Raw genomic sequence first — 18,519 nt, 5'->3', positions numbered from 1 at the left:
GATTTTCGTGGAGCTAAGGAGACTCGAACTCCTGACCCTTTGCATGCCATGCAAATGCTCTACCAACTGAGCTATAGCCCCATCGTGATGGACTAATAATCTGAAAAAAAAGTTGGATTTGCAACTGCTTTTTTTGAATCTTCGATATAAAATTTTCAGAAGCCGAAAACACATCGATTTTATGAGTCTGTTTTACAGCATCAAGGAGGGGTTTGCCGGGATTGGCCGGGCCAAGCTTCCCGCAAGCGTGACCATTGCCACCGGGTTCTTTTCACTGCTGCTGCTCGGGCTGTTCCTGACGGTATCGTTCAGCTTTTACCAGTTGATTCACGAGGTGCGTTCGCGCGTGGAGTTGGAGGTTTTTCTCGATGACCGCCTCGGTGATCTCCAGGCCGATTCGCTCAACGCACGGATGCAGTCGATTGCCGGGGTCGCCGGAACCCGTTTCATTTCGCGCACCGAGGCCGCGTCGAGGTTTGAACGCGATTTCGGGGCGGATGTCGTGGGCATTCTCGGCACGAATCCACTCCCGCGCTCCGTCGAGGTGAGCGTTCAGCAGGGATACACTGCTCCGGACAGCATCGCACACATCGAGAAGCAGATTGCGGCGCTCGGCGGAGGACTCGACATTCGCTACAACAAGGAGTATCTGAGAGGCGTCGAACGGAACGCGCGACTGTTCACGCTCATCACCGCCGGAGTCGGTGGGGTGATCGCTCTGGCGACCATTATTCTGAACGCCTTCACCGTGCGGCTCGCCATGTACGCCCGCCGCGACAAGATCAAGACCATGCGGCTGGTCGGCGCGACCCGCAGGTTCATCAGCGCGCCATTCCTCTTCGAGGGAATCATTCAGGGGCTGGTGTCGGGCGGACTGGCCGCGCTCGGCCTCTGGCTGATTTTCGAGCAGGCGCTGTTGCGCTACGAACCGGCGATCTACCAGATTCTGCACCCTTCGACTATCGTGATCTATCCGGCGCTTGTCGCGCTCGGCATCGTGCTCGGCTTTTTCGGCAGCGCCTGGTCGGTGGCGCGGTTCCTGCGGAAGAGCTGAAGAAAAGGACTTCAAGGACTTCAGGGACGAAAGGGTGAAGGCTATTCTTTGGCGAGGCTGTAGAGCATCTTGATCTCTTCGGCCCAGCCGTCGGCGTTGGGGGTTTCGAGAATCAGTGGAATCTCCTCCAGCGCCGGGTGGCGCATGATGCTTGCGAAAGCCTCGATGCCGATCATTCCTTTGCCGAGGCACTCGTGCCGGTCAACTTTGCTGCCGAGCTTCTGCTTGGCGTCGTTCAGATGCATCCCCCGCAAATACGAAATTCCCACCACGCGGTCGAACTCCGCGAGCGTCGCGTCGAATGCTTCGGACGTGCGCAGATCGTAGCCGCTGGCGAAGAGGTGGCAGGTGTCGAGGCAGACGCCGACGCGCGATTTGTCCTCCACCAGCTCGATGATTCGCGCCAGATGCTCGAAGCGCCAGCCGAGATTACTGCCTTGCCCCGCCGTGTTTTCGATCACCGCCGTCACGCCCGCCGTGGCGTCGAGCGAGCGGTTCACCGACTCGGCGATGGTCTGGAGGCAGTCGTCCTCGCCGGTCAGATTGAGGTGGCTGCCGGGGTGGAAGTTCAGCATCGAGAGTCCAAGCGCTTCCGAGCGTTGCATTTCGGTCACAAAAGCCTTGCGCGACTTTTCGAGCTTGTCGGCTTCGGGAGCGCCGAGGTTGATGAGGTAGCTGTCGTGCGGCAGAATATGGCCGGGCAGGAATCCCGCCTCCTCGCAATTTTGCCGGAACGCCTCGATCGAGGCCGCCGTAAGCGGCGCGGAGTGCCACTGACGCTGGTTGCGGGTGAACATGGCGAACGCTTTCGCGCCGATCTTTTGTGCGTTCAGCGGGGCGTTCTCGACGCCTCCGGCGATACTGACATGGGCGCCGACCCGTTTCATACTATTCTGGTTTGGAGGTTTTCGTGAATCGAGCATACCGTAACGGCGATCCGCCGCCGGAAGTTCAGTCGCTCAGTTTGTCGATGATTTCGTCCGGGAGGTTTTCCGTCCGGCGGATCGACCAGCCGCCCTGGCGTGTCGTGCGGGTCGAAAGCAGCTCGCCGACCAGGCCGGTCGAGAAGAACTGCACACCGAGGATAATCAGCAGGATACCGAGGAACAGAATCGGGCGGTTGCCAGCCGGTTTGTCGAACATATACTTTTCGATGGTGACGTAGAGGCTGATGCAGAAGCCGAAGAAAAAGCTGCCGAGGCTCATCATGCCGAAAAAGTGCATCGGGCGTTTCAGGTAGCGGGTGATGAACATGACCGACAGGAAGTCGAACAGCCCGGCAAAAAATCGCGCTACGCCGTATTTGCTCGCGCCGTATTTGCGGGCGTGGTGCCGGACGGGAATCTCCGTCACGCGGAACCCCTTCCACTGCGCCAGCACCGGAATGTAGCGGTGCATCTCGCCGTGCAGGTCGAGCGACGAGGCCAGCTCGCGACGATAAGCTTTCAGGCCGCAGTTGAAGTCGTGCAGCGCAATGCCGCTGAACAGCCGCGTCGTCAGGTTGAAGAGCTTTGACGGCACGGTTTTGCTGACGGGATCGTTGCGCTCCTGTTTCCATCCGCTCACGAGGTCGAAGCCCTCACGGATTTTCATCACGAGCGGCGCGATCTCCGTCGGATCGTCCTGCATGTCGGCGTCGATCGTCACCACCACTTCGCCCGACGCCGCGCGGAAACCCGCCGAGAGCGCCTCGGTTTTGCCGTAATTTCGGCGGAACGAGACGAGGCGTAGTTCCGGTCTCCCGGCCATCAACTCGCCGATCAGCAAGTCGGAGCCATCGGTCGAACCGTCATCGACCATGATCACCTCGAAGCTGAACGGCGCGTCGAAGCATCGCGTCAACTCCGAACTTGCCAGCGCCGCGAACAGGCTGTCGCAGAACTCTGGCAGCGATTCCCGCTCGTTGTAGAGCGGCACGATGACGGAGAGGCTGGTCACTTACACCCCTCGCGCGTCGGGTTGCCAGATGTACTTGTGAAACTGGAGCTGCATCCGCACGGGGAGCCGGTCGCGCAGAATCCACTCGGCGAGCAGGCGCGGTTCGAGATGGCCGAAGACCGGGCCGAAGATGATCGAGCACTTGCCGGGAAGGCCGTGCCCGGCGATGTACGATTTCGCCCACTCGTAATCCTCGCGCGAGGCCACGACGATCTTGAACTCGAAGCGTTCCGGCGTGTCGAGGGCGAGGGCGAAGTTCGTGGCGCAATTCTCTGCCGCGACTCCCGACGACGGCGCTTTGATGTCGATGATCGCGTGAACGCGCGGATCGACGCGCTCGACCGGCAGAAAGCCGCCGGTTTCGAGCAGCACCACCGGATGCCGGTCGCAGAGTTCGGCGAGCAGCTCGAACGCGCCGGGCTGGAGCAGCGGCTCGCCGCCGGTCACTTCGACGCACGGCGCGTCGAACGCGAGCACGCGGCGCACGATCTGTTCGACCGTCATCGCCGTGCCCGCCTCCTCGGCGTAGGCCGTGTCGCAGTAGCGGCAACCGTGGCCGCATCCGGCAAGGCGCACGAAGGCGCACGGCCAGCCAACCCGCGACGACTCGCCCTGGATCGAATGGAAAATCTCGCTGACGCGGAGGGTCGTTTCCGTGCTCATGACTCTCCGGTGAGCAGTTTTTCGAGCGCGTCGGAGTAGAGGCGGTGTTCGCAGCGCAGCACCCGCTCGGCCAGCGTTTCGGGCGTGTCGCCCGCCAGCACCGGCACGTGGTTCTGCATGATGATGCGCCCCTTGTCGTACTCCTCGTTGACGAAGTGCACCGTCGCGCCGCTCCGGTTCTCGCCAGACGCGATCACCGCTTCGTGCACGCGCATTCCGTACATGCCGTGGCCGCCGAACTGCGGGAGCAGCGAGGGATGGATGTTCACGATCTTGTCCGGGTAGGCGGCGATCACTTCGTCCGGAATCTTGCGCAAGTAACCGGCCAAGAGGATCAGGTCGATCCGGTGCTCCCGGAGCGCACGAAGCATCGCGCGGGCGAAATCGCCTTGCGTCTTGAACTGCTTTTCGGAGAGGAGCATTGTTTCGATGCCGTACTCTCTGGCGAAATCCACCGCGCCGCACTGCGAGCGGTTCGACAGACACAGCACGATTTCGGCGGGCAGCTCGCGCTCGATGATGGCGTGGAACAGCGCCCTGAAGTTCGAGCCCGTTCCCGAACAGAAGACCGCCAGTCGTTTTTTGTTGTCACTCATACAGATCGCGTACAAAGGATTTCGTGAAGTTCCTCTAATATGCACCTGCGCTCAACGTTTTTCAAGCCGGAAACCGGGGGCGGAAATTTATCTCGCGGATTTTTGTAAATTCACGCTTCCCGAAAAGCTTCGTTACGAAAATTCAACTCTTTGCTCATGCCTGATCCTGTCATCAAACGGGCGCTCGTCTCCGTTTCCGACAAAACCGGCATCGTCGATTTCTGCCGTGAACTGGCGTCGATGGGTGTCGAAATCTTCTCCACCGGCGGTACGCTGAAATCGCTTCAACAGGCCGGTGTCGCTGCGCAATCCATCTCGAACATCACCGGTTTTCCGGAGATCATGGACGGCAGGGTCAAGACGCTTCATCCGAAAATCCACGGCGGTCTGCTTGCCGTGCGCGAGAACCCTGGGCACCAGCAGGCGGCGCGGGAGAACGGCATCGAATTCATCGACCTGGTGGCGGTGAACCTCTACCCCTTCGAGGCGACGATTGCCAGGGCGGACGTGAGCTTCGAGGAGGCGATCGAGAATATCGACATTGGCGGCCCGTCGATGCTGCGCAGCGCAGCCAAGAACAACGAGTCGGTCACGGTGATCACCGATGCCGCCGACTACGCCACCGTGCTTGACGAAATGCGCGCGAACGGCGGCGCGACCACGCGGGCGACCCGCCTGAAGCTCGCGGCCAAAGTCTATGCGCTCACCTCGCGCTACGACACGGCCATCGCGGCCTACATGGCCAAAGCTGCCGGAATCGAATCCGCTGGCGACACGATGACCGTTCGGCTCGAAAAGGAGCTGGGGATGCGCTACGGCGAGAATCCGCACCAGAGCGCCGGACTTTACAAGATGGACGACGGCAACGGTGTGCGCTCGTTTGGCGCGATTTTCGAGAAGCTGCACGGTAAAGAGTTGTCGTACAACAATATGCTCGACATCGCCGCCGCGGCGGGCATCATCGAGGAGTTCCGTGGCGAGGAGCCGTCGGTGGTGATCGTCAAGCACACCAACCCGTGCGGCGTCGCGCAGGCCCCGACGCTCTGCGAGGCCTGGCGCAAAGCCTTCTCGACCGATACGCAGGCCCCGTTTGGCGGCATCATCGCCTTCAACCGCCCGCTCGACATGGAGACGGCCAAAGCGGTTAACGAAATTTTCACCGAAATCCTCATTGCTCCGGCCTTCGAGGAGGGGGTGCTCGACCTGCTCATGAAGAAGAAGGATCGCCGCCTGGTGCTCCAGAAAAAGGCGCTGCCGAAAGCTGGCTGGGAGTTCAAGTCCACGCCGTTCGGAATGCTGGTGCAGGAGCGCGACAGCAAGATGGTCACGCCCGAAGAGCTGAAGGTGGTCACCAAACGCCAGCCGACCGGGGAGGAGCTGGCCGACCTGATGTTCGCCTGGAAGATTTGCCGGCACATCAAGTCCAACACGATTCTCTATGTCAAGAACCGCCAGACTTTCGGCGTCGGCGCAGGCCAGATGTCGCGCGTCGATTCCTCGAAGATCGCCCGCTGGAAAGCCTCGGAAGTCGGCCTTGATCTGAAGGGTTCGGTCGTCGCCTCGGACGCCTTCTTCCCCTTCGCCGACGGCCTGCTCGCCGCCGCCGAAGCCGGAGTGACTGCGGTGATTCAGCCGGGAGGCTCGATCCGCGACAACGAAGTCATCGAAGCCGCCGACGCCAACAACCTGGCGATGGTCTTCACCGGAATGCGCCACTTCAAGCACTGACGGTAGAATAAAAGGACTTAAAGGACAGCAGAGACAAAAGGGACAATTTATCACATTATTGTCCCTGATGTCCTTGCTGTCCTTTTTTGGTTTTGGTGAGGGAGTCCCGACTCTTTTTCGTTATTTTTTTTGATGTTTCAGGATCAATTGTAATGGAGAAGGGTGATGAGCGCCAGGATCGACATTCCCCAAGAAACAATGGAGCAATTCTGCCACCGTTGGAAAATCACGGAATTGGCTCTGTTCGGCTCCGTGTTGCGCGACGACTTCACGCCGCAAAGCGATGTTGACGTGCTGGTTCGGTTCGCGCCAGACGCGGGGCACGGGTTGTTCGATCTGGTGCGGATGCAGGACGAATTATCTGAAATTCTCGGTCGGCCAGTCGATCTGGTTACCCGCAATGCCGTGGAACACAGCCGAAATGAACTGAGGCGCAAATTGATTCTGGATAGCGCGGAGGTGATCTATGCGGCGTGATCGGGTGGTTGGTGAAGCCACCTCGAAACTGTCAGAGGAATTTAGTCTGGAGCATTCCGTATTGCCTTGGCGAGAAATTGTTGGAATGCGTCATCGACTTGTTCATGACTATTTCGGCATTGATCTCGAACAAGTTTGGAACACAGTTCATGAGGATTTACCCGGTATGATTGATGTTGTTGACCAGTGGGTTTCTTCAGGAGAGGGGGAGTAAATCTATGGATGAAAGATTATTTATTGCTCCAATAAAAGCTCCAAGAGAAAGTTGGAAAGAACAGTATGAGAAAGGTGATGGAACAGGACAGGCTTTGAGTGAAGAGGAGCAAGAGTGGATTGATGCCTCGCTTGTTGATGAAAATATCGTTGATTGCGTACATTGAAAAATACGAGAGTGCTGAAGATGACGAGATACAAGTACACGCCATATTTTGAGCATGAGGTTTTACGAAAGAGGCCATATCTTAAAAAGGAGTGGTGCATCCGGGTGGTGGAGAACCCGATCCGGGTCGAAAGCCAGGAGGGGAACCGCTTCCGGTTCGTGACGTCGATCAAGATGTGAAGCCTTCGGCTTCATGTGCCAAGCTGGAGCATGGCGTTCCCATGGCGCAGTGTCGGCCATCGTTTTTCTCGCGTTGAACGGCTACGATTTCAAAGCGCCGGAAGACGATCTCGTCGAAATGGTTTACGGTGTGGCGAGAAGTGAAGTTGAAAAGGCGGATGTGGCGCTGTTTATGAGGAAGTTGGGGAGAAAGAGATGATCTTGGATGAGCAAATGCTGCGAAGTGTTAAGAGTTTGATTTTTTTTCGCCGCGATCATTTGTGCAAATAATAACTTTCCAAGTGATCCTTTTATCAAGTAGCCTTTTTTGAAGCAACGGCTTGATAAAAGGATCACTCGATTGTTAAGTGCTTAGTCCTTCTTCGCCAATTCTTTTTTTTCCATATACCACAGTTCTATGCTCATATTGCCTTCACAGAAGCGTTGCATAAGTGCGGAAAGGAAATATTTTTTCGCATCAGGGCTCGCTATTCTAAGTATTTCATCGCATGTCGGAAGCGAAATGAAAATACTGTTGTTCTTTTTGCTGACATCGAAGATTCCGCAAGAGGATTCGTCGGAAACTGCGACGTGTAATGAGTGGACATCGTCGTACTCAAGGTCTCCAATGGAATCAAACCACGTTTTAAAGTTTGTTATTGCGTTTGACATAGTATTTCTCTTTTTAACCTATTTATAAGGGGATACCCGGAAAGCAAGTTGATAAAATACTTTTTTTCTCAACGCCGAGCGCAGCAAATCACCGGTTGCCGAAAGCTGCATAGCGAGAAACGAAGAGTACAGCGCATTTTCCGCCCGAGTAAATATACCTTGTAATGCGATTATTCGAATTCACTATATTGATAAAATTTCGTGTTATCAAGAAGCGAAATATAAGCTTTAAGCGGTTCACATTTTGATTTTTCTTTTACGCGCCTAAGTTGATCTGTAAACTTTCCAGACATCCATAGCCTTCCAATAATAATGTTTTCTTTTTTATTCAAAATGACTTGATCTCGTACCCACAGTTCAATGTTTTTTTTCTCGAAAAGTTTCGCTTGCTCCAACGAAATAGATGCCTCCGCTTGAAGCAATGCCTCATCTTCTGGTTTCATTAGATGTTCGGAAGTGCCATTTGTTTCGATTGAAATTTGCCCACCCCAGAATAAGTTATTTTCTCCTTCAATGAATACAAAATACTCGCTATAGAGTGTTGTGTTTCCGACTTGATTTGCGCTCACGATGACTGTCGGCCTACCGAACCCAATTAGATAGTTTCCTTCGTAGATATCAAATTTTGAATCAGACATTTCTTCCCCTATTATGCATAAAATGAAATAAATTGATCCGCATAAGACGCGGATTTTTTACTATAAACCAAGGTAATATTTTATCAGATAATCCCCATAGGCTTCTTTCAATCAGACACCACAAATCTCAGATTTTTTTGATCGCCAAAACCATCCGACCCCTCCATCCATCCCCAAACAAAATCCTTCGCCCTCACCCTTTTTCGAGATTATCTCTGATCTCGGCGGCGGTCGTGTGAACGAAGTGAAACCGTGTTATGGTGAACATAGATTTCAGGCTTTGGGGTTAAGCAGCTCCTCAACCGTTAAACCTATATCTTTAGCGATTTGGCGAAGCAGGATCGGCGATATGTCGCGACCCGCATGAAATGGAACCGTGGTACACCGGCCATCCGGGTGGCGAAACTGCTTGTGCGAGCCGCGTTGCCGAACTTCGACAAATCCAAGCGTCTCAAGCAGTGCGACAACCTCACGGGGTTTGAGAACAGGCAATTGTCCCATCTTGTTACGCCACGATGACGTTTTGGGTGCCGATGAATTCTGATTCCAGCGGTGGCTCGCCGTCTTCGAGCAGCATTTCTAGTACTTCCCGAAGATTCTGATTTAATTCATCGAGACTTTCCGCCTGTGAATGCGCTCCCGGAAATCCGGGGATAAAGCCGACATAGAGTCCTGTGTCAGGACAACGCTCAATAACAGCCGTGTAGCTTTTCATACTCGTACTCCCTCGTGATACATGAACATGGTTTTTGCATCGTCACCCTCGATTCGCAGCCGGACAATGCTCTAAAGCTGCGATACCGGTATCGCAAAGTAATAGTTCCTTCCATGAAATGTGGTGTTTCGTCCGAAAAAAGCTGAAGCTTGCTAATGAGAAGAGAGAAGAAGCCGAGCAGGCGCTCGGCGCTCCCAGACATCACCTTCCCAACAAAATCCTTCGCCGTCACCCTTTTTCGGGATTATCTTTTATCTTGGCGGCGGTAAGCGTGAACGAAGTGAAACAGTGTTATGGTGAATATGGACGAAACGACAGCAGCAGAATCACTCTCCCTGCTCAGAAAGCTTGAGTTTGACAAGGTGGCTCGTCATGCGGCGGGGTTTTGCATCTCGGCGATGGGCAGCGATCTCGTCATGGAGATGGGGCTTCCCGAGGAGTGCGAGCGGGAGCTTGTGCGGGTGCTCGAACTGAAGGATTTTCTGCTCGAAGGGCAGCCGCTGCCGTTTTCGCGTCTGCCCGATACTCGCTATCTGCTCGACAAGCTCGAAGTGCTCGACAGTTGGCTCGACGCCGCCGAGCTGCTCGATATTTTTTACCTGCTGCAAAGCGCGGCGCAACTGCGCAAGTTCATGTTCGCCAGCCGCGAGCGCTTTGCGGAGCTGAACGAATTCACCATCCGGCTCTGGCTCGAAAAGAGCATCCAGTTCGCCATTTCGCAGGCCATCGACGAGCGGGCCGTGGTGCGCGATACGGCCAGCGACGCTCTGTACGAAATTCGCAAAAGCCTCGGCGAGGCTCGCGACGGACTGCGGCGCAAGATGGAGCGCATCCTGCGGCGCTGCCAGGCCGAGGGGTGGCTGATGGAGGAGACCGTGGCGCTCAAAAACGGACGGCAGGCGCTGGCGTTCAGGGTCGAGAACAAGCACCGGCTGCACGGCTACATCCAGGACTACTCGCAGACCGGCCAGACCGTCTTCATCGAACCCGCCGAAACGCTCGAAATCAGCAACCGGATTCAGGAGCTTGAAATTGCCGAACGGCGCGAGATCGAGCGCATCCTCAAGGCGCTCTCCGCGCAGGTGCGCCAGGAGCTGGAAAACGTGCGCCACAACGAGGGAATCATGGCCGCCTTCGACTCGCTCTATGCCCGTGCGCGGCTCTCGGTCGAGACCGCCTCCACGCTGCCGCAAATCTCGGCGGGGCGGCGGCTGAAGATTGTCAAGGGCTACCATCCGTGGCTCTTCATTTCGCACGGCTTCTCGAAGGAGAAGGTCTTTCCGCTCGACATGGAGCTTGGCGAGGAGGAGCACGTGCTGGTCATTTCGGGGCCGAACGCGGGGGGCAAGTCGGTGGCGATGAAGACCGCCGGGCTGCTCGTCTGCATGTTGCGCCACGGCTATCTCGCGCCGTGCAGCGAGAGTTCGGTCTTTCCGCTCTTCAATGGCCTCTTCATCGAAATCGGCGACGAGCAGTCGATCGAGAACGATCTTTCGACCTTCAGCTCGCACCTCTCGGCGATCCGCGACATTCTCGACCACGCCGCGCCCGACAGCCTCGTGCTTATCGACGAGCTGTGCTCCGGCACCGACGTCGAGGAGGGGAGCGCCATCGCCCGCGCGGTGATCGAGGAGCTGCTCGCGCGCGGCGTCAAAACCATCGTGACGACGCACCTTGGCGAGCTGAAGCTCTACGCCCACCGGCGCGACGGCGTCGTCAACGGCGCGATGGAGTTCGACCGGCACGGCCTCGCGCCGACCTTCCGCTTCCTCAAAGGGGTGCCGGGCAACAGCTTCGCCTTCGCGATGATGCGGCGCATGGGCTTTTCCGACGAAATCGTCAGCCGCGCCTCGGGCTTCCTTACGACCGGCCACACCGGGCTTGAGGAGATGATCGATGACTTCCGGCAATCTGCGGCGCGGAACCGCGAGCTGGAGACGGAGCTGAGGCGCGAGCGGCTCGAAGCCGAATTGATTCGTTCGACGCTCACCTTGCAGCGGGCCGAGCTTCGCAAAAAGATGCAGGAGCTGAAAAGCCGCGGCCTGCGCGACCTCGACCGCCAGCTCGAACAGGCGCGCAAGGAGATTCGCGAACTGGTGCGCGAGGTGAAAGCGCATCCCGGCGACGAGGCGGCGCTGCACAAGGCGCGCACGAAGCTGGCCGCGATGAAGCAGGAGGCCGCGTCGAAGGAGGAAGCCGTCGAACGCGAGGTCGCCCCGCAGGCCGACCTGAGCATCCGCCCCGGCGACACGGTGCGCATCGGCGACACCAACACCACCGGCGAGGTGGAGTCGATTCAGGGCGACTCGGCGGTGGTGCAGTGCGGCAATTTCCGGCTTACCACGGCGTTGCGCGGTCTCGAAAAGATTTCCCGCGCCGGAGCCAGGAAGCTCCAAAAGGATGTCACGACGGGCGCAGCGGCGGGCAAGAGCTGGTCGGTGCAATCGACGCCGCTCGAATCGACGCGGCTCGATCTGCGCGGTCTGACTGGCGACGAGGCGATTGCCGAGATCGGGCGCTTCATCGACGCGCTGGCGGTGCACCGGATGCCGTCGGGCACGATCGTGCACGGCAAAGGCTCCGGTGCGCTCCGGTTGCGCACGGCGGAATTTCTCAAGCAGCATCCGCGAGTGAAATGCTTCCGCCTCGGCGAATTGTCGGAAGGCGGCGCGGGCGTGACGGTGGTGGAGCTGCGCTGAGGCGGCGCTTGCAAAAGTTGCGTCCGCGCATGGCCGCAGGCGTTGAAAATAAGCGCGGGATGCCGTATCTTTCGCCCTTGCGAACGTCCAGACAAGAAGTTGTCACTCTGTCCCGACAGTGGTCGGGAGAAGAATCATCTTCGTCACAAAAATTCTGGATTCTTCGCCCGACTGCGTCGGACTCAGAATGACAAGCGCGGGGCTAATCAGAATTGATGCCGTTCATTGCCAGAGTTATTATCAGCTTTTCATCATCGACATGACCTTCTCCAATCAGCTTACCATTCTGAGAATCCTTCTCGTCCCGGTTTTCGTGCTGCTGCTCATGCACTCCGGCGCGTGGTACAAGCTGATGGGGGTCTTCGTGTTCGCCTTCGCGTCGCTGACCGACATTTACGACGGCTACCACGCCCGGAAGTACGGGCAGATTACCCGGCTCGGCGCGTTCCTTGACCCTCTCGCCGACAAGCTGCTCATCACCACGGCGTTTCTTTTCTATGTCTGGGAGGGGTACCTCGCGCTCTGGATGGTGCTGCTGGTGGCCGCTCGCGACATTCTGGTCACGGGGCTGCGCGTCTGGGCCGAGCACATCGATCATCCCGTCGTGACCAGCCAGGAGGCCAAGTACAAAACCCTCGCCCAGAACCTCTTCGCCTACATCATCATGCTCTTCATCCTTTTGAAAGAGCAGAGCTTTTTCGGCCCGAATGCGGCGGCGCTCATGGATGAAATCCTTTATTCGCCCTGGCTCGATTACGTGATGCTCGCCATTACGCTCTTCACGGTCTGGACGGGCGTCTCCTACCTCGTCAGCAACCGGACGCTTTTTCTCCGCAACCCGGCGGGAGGGCGCTGAACTCATGCAGAAATGGCTGTCGAGAATTTTCGGAACCGCTTTCGGCATCGGCTACGTTCCGTTCGCTTCGGGCACCTTCGCCAGCGCCGCCGCTGCCTTGCTTTACCTGTATGTGCCTGCGATTCGTGAACTGCCTTTGCTCGCGTTGCTGATCGTGCTTTTGGCGGTGATTGGCGTGTGGGCAAGCGGGGCGATGGAGAAGGAGTATGGCGAAGATCCGTCGCAGGCGGTGATCGACGAGGTGGCGGGTCAGTGGATTTCGCTGCTCTTCATCCCGTTTTCGCCGCTCACGGTGCTGCTGGCCTTCATCCTCTTCCGGCTTTTCGACGTACTCAAACCGGGGCCGGTCGATTGGGCGCAACGCCTTCCCGGTGGCTGGGGCATCATGGCCGACGACGTGCTGGCGGGTATTTTCGCCAACCTCTCGCTACGCCTCGTGTTGCTCGCGTTGCCGCTGCTGCCGTTCGGCGTGGCGCTGTAGGGGCGAACCTGTGTGTTCGCCCTTTTTCGGTAATGCCGCAGCGTATCGGAAAAGGGCAACCGCAAGGGTCGCCCCTACAGAAGAGTCACCATTATGCCTCAGAACGATCAGACCGAACGATCTGATCTGGAACGATTCACCCATCTCGGTTCACCCCTTGTTCCCGTAAAACTCCAGAATTTTGCTTGCCAGTGTTCCGGCGTCGAGGCCGACTTCGCGGTAGAGTTCGGCCATGCTGCCGTGGGTGACGAAGTCGTCCGGGAGGCCGAACGACATGCACTTCACGCCGGGGTGGGCGTGGCTCAGGTAGCTCGTCACGCTGCTGCCGAAGCCGCCGATGATGCTGTTCTCCTCGATGGTGACGATGTGCGAGCATCTCTCGACGGCCATGTCGATCATCTCCGTGTCGAGCGGCTTGAGGAAGCGCATGTCGCATACCAGCGGATCGAGGCCCGCCGCTTCGAGCAGCGCGGCGGTTTCGAGCGCCCGTTGTGACATTGTGCCGATGCCGAGCAGCGCGACCGATTTGCCATCCCGCAAGATCCGTCCTTTGCCGACCGGAACCGGCGTGAACTCCTTGTGCAACGTCACGCCGCTGCCGCTGCCTCGCGGGTAGCGGATGGCGACCGGCCCCTTCACCTCGTAGAGCGCTGTGTAGAGCATGTCGCGCAGCTCCTGCTCGTCGCCCGGAGCCATGACTACGAGGTTCGGCACGGCGTTCAGGTACGACAGGTCGAACGCTCCGTGATGGGTCGGGCCATCCTCGCCGACGAGGCCCGCACGGTCGATGGCGAAAATTACGTGCAGGTTTTGCAGCGCGACGTCGTGGATGAGCTGGTCGTAAGCGCGCTGTAAAAAGGTCGAGTAGATCGCGAACACCGGTTTGAAGCCGCCGCAAGCCATTCCCGCCGCGAAGGTGACGGCATGTTGCTCGGCGATGCCCACGTCAAAGAAGCGCGACGGAATGGCTTGCTGGAACAGGTCGAGCGAGGTGCCGCTCGGCATGGCTGCCGTGATTGCCGTGATGGTGGGGTCTTTCAGCGCCAGCTCCACCAGCGCTTCGCCGAACACCTCCTGATACTTCGGCTTGGCGGGCTTGCCGGGGGCGTTGATGTTTTTGCCGGTCTCGATGTCGAAGCCGCCCGCGCTGGCGTGCCACTTGGGCTGGTTGTCCTCGGCGGGCTTGAATCCCTTGCCTTTCGTCGTGATGACGTGCAGGAGCTTCGGGTGGTGGAGTTGCCGCATTTCACGCAACGCCTTGGTGAGCTGCTCCATGTTGTGGCCGTCGATGGGGCCGAAGTAGCGGAAACCGAGCGCCTCGAAGTACGCGCCGGGCGTTAAGGCGGCCTTGATGCCGTCCTCGATGCGGAGCACCGCCTGCTTGGCCGTTTCGCCGAGATCGTTGTTCAGCAAGGAGATACTGTCCCACACGAACTTCCGCAGCCGGTTGTAGGTCTTGTTCAGGGTGAGGTTGACCAGGTAGTTTTTCAGCCCGCCGGTGCTTGGCGAGATCGCCATCTGGTTATCGTTGAGAATGACCAGAACGTCGGACTTGGTGTCGCCCAGATGGTTCATCGCCTCGAAGGCCATGCCGCCGGTGAGGCTGCCGTCGCCGATGATCGCCACCACCTTCTCCTTCCGCCCGGCCAGGTCTCGCGCCGCCGCCATGCCCGCCGCCGCCGAGATCGAGGTCGAAGCGTGGCCCGTGTCGAAGGCGTCGTGAGGACTTTCGCTGCGCTTCGGGAAGCCCGCCAGGCCGTGGTAGCGGCGGTTGGTCTCCATCTGCGCGAGCCGTCCGGTGAGGATTTTGTGCACGTAGGCCTGATGACCCACATCCCAGACGATCCGGTCGGTCGGGCTGTTATAGACGTAGTGCAGCGCCACGGTCAGCTCGACGACGCCGAGGCTCGAACCGAAATGCCCACCGTTCTGCGAAACCAGCTCGATCACCTTTTTCCGGCACTCCGCAGCCACCTGTTCGAGTTCGTGCAGACTCAGCTTCTTGAGGTCGGCGGGGGAGTGGATGGACGAAAGCAGCGGATAGGCCTGCGGCACGGTGGGCGGAGTCGAGACGAGGTCTGCCATGGCTTCAGGGGGGTGATGTTCAGGTGAAAATACTTGTGTTCTTCTAACCTCCTGTATCAGCCCACGGTTCCGGGCGGGAGTAGCTGATTATATGAGGTTATCGCTCTTCATCGAAATCGGAATCCGGATCGGGGGGGGGGCGGTTCGTGATAAATTTTTCCGCAGGGGCATCCCGACTGGTTGGGATGCCCGGCTATCAACACGGTTTCGGGTTCATCCGTAACAGGGTAACCGCAAGGGTTACCCCTGCAAAGACATTGCATCATTTCACGCATGATCGAAATGATTGTCCATATCGAACCCGATTCCGATCCCGATTATTCACCCTGGATGTGCACCAGCACCTCGCGCTTCGGGCGGGGGCCGTCGAGTTCGATGAAGAAGATCGACTGCCACTGGCCGAGCATGAGCTGGCCCTCGGAGAACGGAATCGTTTCGGAGCTGTTCATGAAAAGTCCCAGCAGGTGCGAGTGGGCGTTGTCGCGGCCATCAATCGTTTCGAGGTTGTGCAGCCAGTCGCCATCTTTGGGGATGAAGCGCTTGAGCCAGGTGGTCATGTCCTGCATGAGCCGCTCCTCGCGCTCGTTGATGTTGAGGCAGGCGGTGGTGTGGCGGCTGAGCAGCGTGACCGTGCCCTGCTGCAGGCCGGACTCTTCGAGCGCCGCGCGAACATCGGTGGTGATGTCGATGATGTCGATCGGGCGCGTGGTCTGGCAGGCGATGGTGGTGGTACGGTAGTTCATGGATGAGCGTTCGGAAATGGGATGTGATACACGCCGGTCGGGCCGCGTCAGCCAGGCTTTGCTATGAGCAGCACCCCTTCGTGGGGCGCAAGGCGGATGCTCACGGTCGAGTCGTCGAGCTGGCGTTCATGCGGATGCTCCGGGAAACGGGTCGAAAAGGCCGTGATCGTCAACAGGTCGAGGCCGACGAGCGCCGGATGGCTGAAGTGCGTGTCGATGCCGGTCGCCGAGAAGTTGGCCAGAATGAAGGCGTAAACGCCCGGAATCGTACGGCAGTAGCCGAAACAGAGCGACTGGCCGTTGGTGTTCAGTTCGAGCCACTCGGTACGGCCCTCCTGAAACACTGCTTCGCGATGGAATTCAAAAAGCTGGAGGTACAGGTGCAGGAGCGCGCGGTGCGACGGCTCTTTTGAGTGGCGGATGAGCTGCACGGGGATTTTTTTCTTCAGGCCAAGCAGTTGTCCCTGGTGCAGCAGGTTCATGCCGGGCGAGGTGAGCATCACCAAGGCCGCGACGGCGTGGTTCGGGCCGAAGCGTTCCGAGGCGCGAACCTCGTCGTGGTTTTCGATGAACCGGCACAGTTTTTTCTGGTACTCCCAGTCGGCGAGAAGGTGGCCTTTGAGCTTCGGCACATTGACCGGCGACGCGCCGAGATAGTCGTAAAACGGCTTGTCGTAGGTAAAATCGAACCCCATCTGCTGCAACTCCCACTCGCGGTTCCAGTACGATTCGGCCAGAAAGAGGAACTCCGGATGCTTCTTCCGGATCGCCTGGATCGCTTTCGGCCAGAACTCCTCGGTCATTTTTCCGGCCAGATTTTCCCACGTGGTGTTGAACACATCCTTCAGAATCAGCATGGCTACATCACATCTTACGCCATCGCACAGGTCGCTGATGTGCGAAAGATTGTGGATCATCATCTCGTGCGTGGCCGGATTGGCGTAGTTAATCTGCAAGGTGTCGCTCCATGGCGGGAAGTACGGGTCTTTGCCGTGCGCCAGGTATTTGCCTCTGGTGTACTCGAAGCAGGAGGAGGGATCATGGCACTGCTCGTGCCTCGATACCGTGACGAAAAATTCGGGATGCTCCGGCAGCCAGCGGTTGTCGAGCGCCATGTGGTTCGGCACGAAGTCGAGCATCAGCTTGATGCCCATGCCGGCAAGGCGCTTGCGGAACGCCACGAGCGCGTCGTGGCCGCCGATGGTTTCGCTGACCTCGTAGGCGGGGATGGAGTAGGGCGAACTGACGATGTCTTCGGGTTGCAGATCCTTGAGGTGATCGAGCAACTCTGGCCGGAGTCCCTGGTGCGACGCCGCAATGGCCGCGCTGAAGCGGCTTGGCCTCCACACGCCCATGAGCCAGAGATGGGTGAACTTGCCGTCGAGGAGAATCTGCAACTCCTCCCTGGGCACGTCGTTGAGGGTGACAGGATGACCAAGCCTCGCCGAAATCTCTCTCAGCCAGACTCTCGTATTGATTTCATAAACAAGTGGAAACATGCCTGTACCTGTTGAGCGGAGGCGGCCAGTGTCGAGGCCGGAAATTTTGGATGCCTAATATAGCAAGGAAATAAGAAAAGATTGGGGGCGGGTTGAGGTTTTCGGGTTTCCGGAAATGAGCCGCGTGCAACTCCGGGATGGATGGTGCTGTTGAATAACTGAACGGCAGGGCGGTACTCCGGTGATTTTTTTGGTCATTGATACCGGGCCTGTTCCATTGAACTCAAGACGGGAGAACACATTATGACACAGCTCGAAAACAAGCATTGCGTGCCTTGCGAAGGTGCGGCAGCTCCGATGGCTCCGGATGAGCTTCAGCGCCAACTCTCCTCCCTTCCGGAGTGGCGCGTGGTCGATGATTCGGGAACCCCGAAGTTGGTCAGGGTTTTCACTTTCAAGGATTTCCAGACGGCGCTCGACTTCACCGTCAAAGTTGGCCAGCTCGCCGAATCCGAGGGGCACCACCCGGCGCTGTTGACCGAATGGGGCAAAGTGACCGTTTCCTGGTGGACGCACGCCATCGGCGGCATCCATCTGAACGATGTTATCATGGCGTCGAAGACCGAAAAGCTGGATTGAGGATTGGGGGGAGGATGGTTGCGATTTTTACTTCACTCGAACTCGGAGCGCTGGACTGCGGACTGCCGGATGATGGAGAGCAGCGTACCGGTTTTGAGTTCCTTGTGATCTGGAACCGGCACGGTGATGGTGCTTCCGGGTATCTGCTTCTGCATGATAACATGGCTGCCTTTTCTTCTCACTTCAAGGAAACCATGCCGGTGCAGAATCTGGCAGACCTCCTGGCCCGACAGTACCTTCAGCTTACCCAACAGCCACCTCCACATGCGTGACATAGACTTCGTCATGAACGCGAGTCTTGATCTCTTCCGGCGATGCCGTTTCAAAGAACAGCTCCAGAGCCTCTTTCAGATTGGCTCGCGCTTCGTCCACAGTCCCGCCCTGACTCGCCACATCGACCTCCGGGCAAAGCGCCACATACCCGTCGCCTTCCTTTTCAATGATCGCGGTTAATTGCCTGGTCATAACTGTTTCTTTTTTATGGGGTTATCATCGATTTCTCAGCGTAATGGCATTGGTCGAGGCTGACTGGTTATCCGGCGAGTTGCCTTTGAGAAG

Annotated in this window: 24 protein-coding genes and 1 tRNA gene; 11 read left to right on the top strand and 14 right to left on the bottom strand. The window is 57.9% G+C overall.

The window, feature by feature from the left end; all coding sequences use genetic code 11:
• Window positions 1-8: 8 nt before the first annotated feature.
• Window positions 9-81, bottom strand: a tRNA-Ala gene (locus EST62_RS01880).
• A gap of 100 nt (window positions 82-181) precedes the next feature.
• Between EST62_RS01880 and EST62_RS01875 the strand changes: the two genes are divergently transcribed.
• A complete protein-coding gene (locus EST62_RS01875; RefSeq protein ID WP_167599119.1) occupies window positions 182-1,054 on the top strand; it encodes an ABC transporter permease in 873 nt (290 codons plus the stop codon).
• A gap of 41 nt (window positions 1,055-1,095) precedes the next feature.
• Here the strand turns inward: EST62_RS01875 and nfo are convergent, their stop codons facing one another.
• The 4 genes from nfo to purN form a co-directional block, all read right to left on the bottom strand.
• On the bottom strand, window positions 1,096-1,941 hold the full coding sequence (gene nfo, locus EST62_RS01870; RefSeq protein WP_129050409.1) for a deoxyribonuclease IV: 846 nt from the start codon (window positions 1,939-1,941) through the stop codon (window positions 1,096-1,098).
• 64 nt (window positions 1,942-2,005) lie between these two features.
• A complete protein-coding gene (locus EST62_RS01865) occupies window positions 2,006-2,992 on the bottom strand; it encodes a glycosyltransferase family 2 protein (protein ID WP_129050408.1) in 987 nt (328 codons plus the stop codon).
• Entirely contained in the window at window positions 2,993-3,655 is a 663-nt protein-coding gene (locus EST62_RS01860; protein ID WP_129050407.1) for a radical SAM protein, read from the bottom strand.
• A complete protein-coding gene (gene purN / locus EST62_RS01855) occupies window positions 3,652-4,251 on the bottom strand; it encodes a phosphoribosylglycinamide formyltransferase (RefSeq protein WP_129050406.1) in 600 nt (199 codons plus the stop codon). The genes EST62_RS01860 and purN overlap by 4 nt, the downstream gene beginning before the upstream one ends.
• 156 nt (window positions 4,252-4,407) lie before the next feature.
• Between purN and purH the strand changes: the two genes are divergently transcribed.
• The 6 genes from purH to EST62_RS01835 all read left to right on the top strand — a co-directional run bounded on the left by purH (window position 4,408) and on the right by EST62_RS01835 (window position 7,214).
• Window positions 4,408-5,979: a bifunctional phosphoribosylaminoimidazolecarboxamide formyltransferase/IMP cyclohydrolase gene (gene purH / locus EST62_RS01850; RefSeq protein WP_129050405.1), complete on the top strand. Its 1,572-nt coding sequence runs from the start codon at window positions 4,408-4,410 to the stop codon at window positions 5,977-5,979.
• Between the two features lie 165 nt (window positions 5,980-6,144).
• Complete coding sequence (locus tag EST62_RS01845) at window positions 6,145-6,456, top strand: nucleotidyltransferase family protein (RefSeq protein WP_209019399.1); 312 nt, start codon at window positions 6,145-6,147, stop codon at window positions 6,454-6,456.
• Window positions 6,446-6,670, top strand: a complete 225-nt coding sequence (locus EST62_RS01840) for a DUF86 domain-containing protein (RefSeq protein ID WP_129050403.1) — start codon at window positions 6,446-6,448, stop codon at window positions 6,668-6,670. The genes EST62_RS01845 and EST62_RS01840 overlap by 11 nt, the downstream gene beginning before the upstream one ends.
• Before the next feature lie 4 nt (window positions 6,671-6,674).
• On the top strand, window positions 6,675-6,836 hold the full coding sequence (locus tag EST62_RS13355) for a hypothetical protein (protein ID WP_167599118.1): 162 nt from the start codon (window positions 6,675-6,677) through the stop codon (window positions 6,834-6,836).
• Window positions 6,837-6,856: 20 nt separating this feature from the next.
• Window positions 6,857-7,015, top strand: coding sequence for a hypothetical protein (locus tag EST62_RS13350; protein WP_167599117.1), 159 nt, complete (start codon window positions 6,857-6,859; stop codon window positions 7,013-7,015).
• Between the two features lie 13 nt (window positions 7,016-7,028).
• Window positions 7,029-7,214, top strand: coding sequence for a hypothetical protein (locus EST62_RS01835; protein ID WP_245153395.1), 186 nt, complete (start codon window positions 7,029-7,031; stop codon window positions 7,212-7,214).
• A 152-nt stretch (window positions 7,215-7,366) separates the two neighbouring features.
• Here EST62_RS01835 and EST62_RS01830 read toward each other — a convergent pair whose 3' ends face one another.
• From EST62_RS01830 to EST62_RS01815, 4 genes are all read right to left on the bottom strand, one after another.
• Window positions 7,367-7,666, bottom strand: a complete 300-nt coding sequence (locus tag EST62_RS01830) for a hypothetical protein (protein WP_129050402.1) — start codon at window positions 7,664-7,666, stop codon at window positions 7,367-7,369.
• A gap of 170 nt (window positions 7,667-7,836) precedes the next feature.
• Entirely contained in the window at window positions 7,837-8,304 is a 468-nt protein-coding gene (locus EST62_RS01825; RefSeq protein WP_167599116.1) for a hypothetical protein, read from the bottom strand.
• A 273-nt stretch (window positions 8,305-8,577) separates the two neighbouring features.
• Window positions 8,578-8,805, bottom strand: coding sequence for a type II toxin-antitoxin system HicA family toxin (locus tag EST62_RS13940; RefSeq protein ID WP_129050400.1), 228 nt, complete (start codon window positions 8,803-8,805; stop codon window positions 8,578-8,580).
• 4 nt (window positions 8,806-8,809) lie between these two features.
• Complete coding sequence (locus EST62_RS01815; RefSeq protein WP_129050399.1) at window positions 8,810-9,019, bottom strand: type II toxin-antitoxin system HicB family antitoxin; 210 nt, start codon at window positions 9,017-9,019, stop codon at window positions 8,810-8,812.
• Window positions 9,020-9,321: 302 nt separating this feature from the next.
• On the opposite strand from EST62_RS01815, the gene EST62_RS01810 reads away from it, so the two are divergent.
• The 3 genes from EST62_RS01810 to EST62_RS01800 all read left to right on the top strand — a co-directional run bounded on the left by EST62_RS01810 (window position 9,322) and on the right by EST62_RS01800 (window position 13,055).
• Window positions 9,322-11,718 carry an endonuclease MutS2 gene (locus EST62_RS01810; RefSeq protein WP_129050398.1) on the top strand — a complete coding sequence of 799 codons (2,397 nt, stop codon included), beginning with the start codon at window positions 9,322-9,324 and terminating at the stop codon, window positions 11,716-11,718.
• A gap of 259 nt (window positions 11,719-11,977) precedes the next feature.
• On the top strand, window positions 11,978-12,574 hold the full coding sequence (pgsA, locus tag EST62_RS01805) for a CDP-diacylglycerol--glycerol-3-phosphate 3-phosphatidyltransferase (protein WP_129050397.1): 597 nt from the start codon (window positions 11,978-11,980) through the stop codon (window positions 12,572-12,574).
• Window positions 12,575-12,578: 4 nt separating this feature from the next.
• On the top strand, window positions 12,579-13,055 hold the full coding sequence (locus EST62_RS01800; protein ID WP_129050396.1) for a phosphatidylglycerophosphatase A: 477 nt from the start codon (window positions 12,579-12,581) through the stop codon (window positions 13,053-13,055).
• Between the two features lie 150 nt (window positions 13,056-13,205).
• Here EST62_RS01800 and dxs read toward each other — a convergent pair whose 3' ends face one another.
• The 3 genes from dxs to EST62_RS01785 form a co-directional block, all read right to left on the bottom strand.
• Window positions 13,206-15,140, bottom strand: a complete 1,935-nt coding sequence (dxs, locus tag EST62_RS01795; protein WP_129050395.1) for a 1-deoxy-D-xylulose-5-phosphate synthase — start codon at window positions 15,138-15,140, stop codon at window positions 13,206-13,208.
• A gap of 317 nt (window positions 15,141-15,457) precedes the next feature.
• Entirely contained in the window at window positions 15,458-15,883 is a 426-nt protein-coding gene (locus EST62_RS01790) for a secondary thiamine-phosphate synthase enzyme YjbQ (protein WP_129050394.1), read from the bottom strand.
• A 47-nt stretch (window positions 15,884-15,930) separates the two neighbouring features.
• The gene (locus EST62_RS01785; protein WP_167599115.1) at window positions 15,931-17,382 is read right to left on the bottom strand and encodes an alpha-amylase family glycosyl hydrolase; all 1,452 of its coding nucleotides are present in this window, start codon (window positions 17,380-17,382) and stop codon (window positions 15,931-15,933) included.
• 243 nt (window positions 17,383-17,625) lie between these two features.
• Here EST62_RS01785 and EST62_RS01775 point away from each other — a divergent pair, with 243 nt between their 5' ends.
• Entirely contained in the window at window positions 17,626-17,961 is a 336-nt protein-coding gene (locus EST62_RS01775) for a 4a-hydroxytetrahydrobiopterin dehydratase (RefSeq protein ID WP_129050393.1), read from the top strand.
• A gap of 32 nt (window positions 17,962-17,993) precedes the next feature.
• Here the strand turns inward: EST62_RS01775 and EST62_RS01770 are convergent, their stop codons facing one another.
• Window positions 17,994-18,212, bottom strand: a complete 219-nt coding sequence (locus EST62_RS01770; RefSeq protein ID WP_129050392.1) for a type II toxin-antitoxin system HicA family toxin — start codon at window positions 18,210-18,212, stop codon at window positions 17,994-17,996.
• Entirely contained in the window at window positions 18,205-18,426 is a 222-nt protein-coding gene (locus EST62_RS01765) for a type II toxin-antitoxin system HicB family antitoxin (protein ID WP_129050391.1), read from the bottom strand. The genes EST62_RS01770 and EST62_RS01765 overlap by 8 nt, the downstream gene beginning before the upstream one ends.
• Window positions 18,427-18,519 lie beyond the last annotated feature (93 nt).

The sequence above is a fragment of the Chlorobaculum sp. 24CR genome (assembly GCF_004118635.1).
Taxonomy (GTDB): domain Bacteria; phylum Bacteroidota; class Chlorobiia; order Chlorobiales; family Chlorobiaceae; genus Chlorobaculum.
The sequence above is the reverse complement of the archived record's forward strand: the minus strand, read 5'-3'. Positions and strand labels throughout refer to the sequence as shown.

Bases quoted from the DNA above. Each gene is read 5' to 3' on its own strand.
- EST62_RS01775 (WP_129050393.1), top strand. From the start codon at position 17,626: ATGACACAGCTCGAAAACAAGCATTGCGTGCCTTGCGAAGGTGCGGCA.
- EST62_RS01765 (WP_129050391.1), bottom strand. From the start codon at position 18,426: ATGACCAGGCAATTAACCGCGATCATTGAAAAGGAAGGCGACGGGTAT.
- EST62_RS13355 (WP_167599118.1), top strand. From the start codon at position 6,675: ATGGATGAAAGATTATTTATTGCTCCAATAAAAGCTCCAAGAGAAAGT.
- EST62_RS01840 (WP_129050403.1), top strand. From the start codon at position 6,446: ATGCGGCGTGATCGGGTGGTTGGTGAAGCCACCTCGAAACTGTCAGAG.
- EST62_RS01860 (WP_129050407.1), bottom strand. From the start codon at position 3,655: ATGAGCACGGAAACGACCCTCCGCGTCAGCGAGATTTTCCATTCGATC.
- EST62_RS01785 (WP_167599115.1), bottom strand. From the start codon at position 17,382: ATGTTTCCACTTGTTTATGAAATCAATACGAGAGTCTGGCTGAGAGAG.
- dxs (WP_129050395.1), bottom strand. From the start codon at position 15,140: ATGGCAGACCTCGTCTCGACTCCGCCCACCGTGCCGCAGGCCTATCCG.
- EST62_RS01815 (WP_129050399.1), bottom strand. From the start codon at position 9,019: ATGAAAAGCTACACGGCTGTTATTGAGCGTTGTCCTGACACAGGACTC.
- EST62_RS01800 (WP_129050396.1), top strand. From the start codon at position 12,579: ATGCAGAAATGGCTGTCGAGAATTTTCGGAACCGCTTTCGGCATCGGC.
- nfo (WP_129050409.1), bottom strand. From the start codon at position 1,941: ATGAAACGGGTCGGCGCCCATGTCAGTATCGCCGGAGGCGTCGAGAAC.
- EST62_RS01810 (WP_129050398.1), top strand. From the start codon at position 9,322: ATGGACGAAACGACAGCAGCAGAATCACTCTCCCTGCTCAGAAAGCTT.
- EST62_RS01790 (WP_129050394.1), bottom strand. From the start codon at position 15,883: ATGAACTACCGTACCACCACCATCGCCTGCCAGACCACGCGCCCGATC.
- purH (WP_129050405.1), top strand. From the start codon at position 4,408: ATGCCTGATCCTGTCATCAAACGGGCGCTCGTCTCCGTTTCCGACAAA.
- EST62_RS13350 (WP_167599117.1), top strand. From the start codon at position 6,857: ATGACGAGATACAAGTACACGCCATATTTTGAGCATGAGGTTTTACGA.
- pgsA (WP_129050397.1), top strand. From the start codon at position 11,978: ATGACCTTCTCCAATCAGCTTACCATTCTGAGAATCCTTCTCGTCCCG.
- EST62_RS01825 (WP_167599116.1), bottom strand. From the start codon at position 8,304: ATGTCTGATTCAAAATTTGATATCTACGAAGGAAACTATCTAATTGGG.
- EST62_RS13940 (WP_129050400.1), bottom strand. From the start codon at position 8,805: ATGGGACAATTGCCTGTTCTCAAACCCCGTGAGGTTGTCGCACTGCTT.
- EST62_RS01835 (WP_245153395.1), top strand. From the start codon at position 7,029: ATGTGCCAAGCTGGAGCATGGCGTTCCCATGGCGCAGTGTCGGCCATC.
- EST62_RS01875 (WP_167599119.1), top strand. From the start codon at position 182: ATGAGTCTGTTTTACAGCATCAAGGAGGGGTTTGCCGGGATTGGCCGG.
- EST62_RS01830 (WP_129050402.1), bottom strand. From the start codon at position 7,666: ATGTCAAACGCAATAACAAACTTTAAAACGTGGTTTGATTCCATTGGA.
- EST62_RS01845 (WP_209019399.1), top strand. From the start codon at position 6,145: ATGAGCGCCAGGATCGACATTCCCCAAGAAACAATGGAGCAATTCTGC.
- purN (WP_129050406.1), bottom strand. From the start codon at position 4,251: ATGAGTGACAACAAAAAACGACTGGCGGTCTTCTGTTCGGGAACGGGC.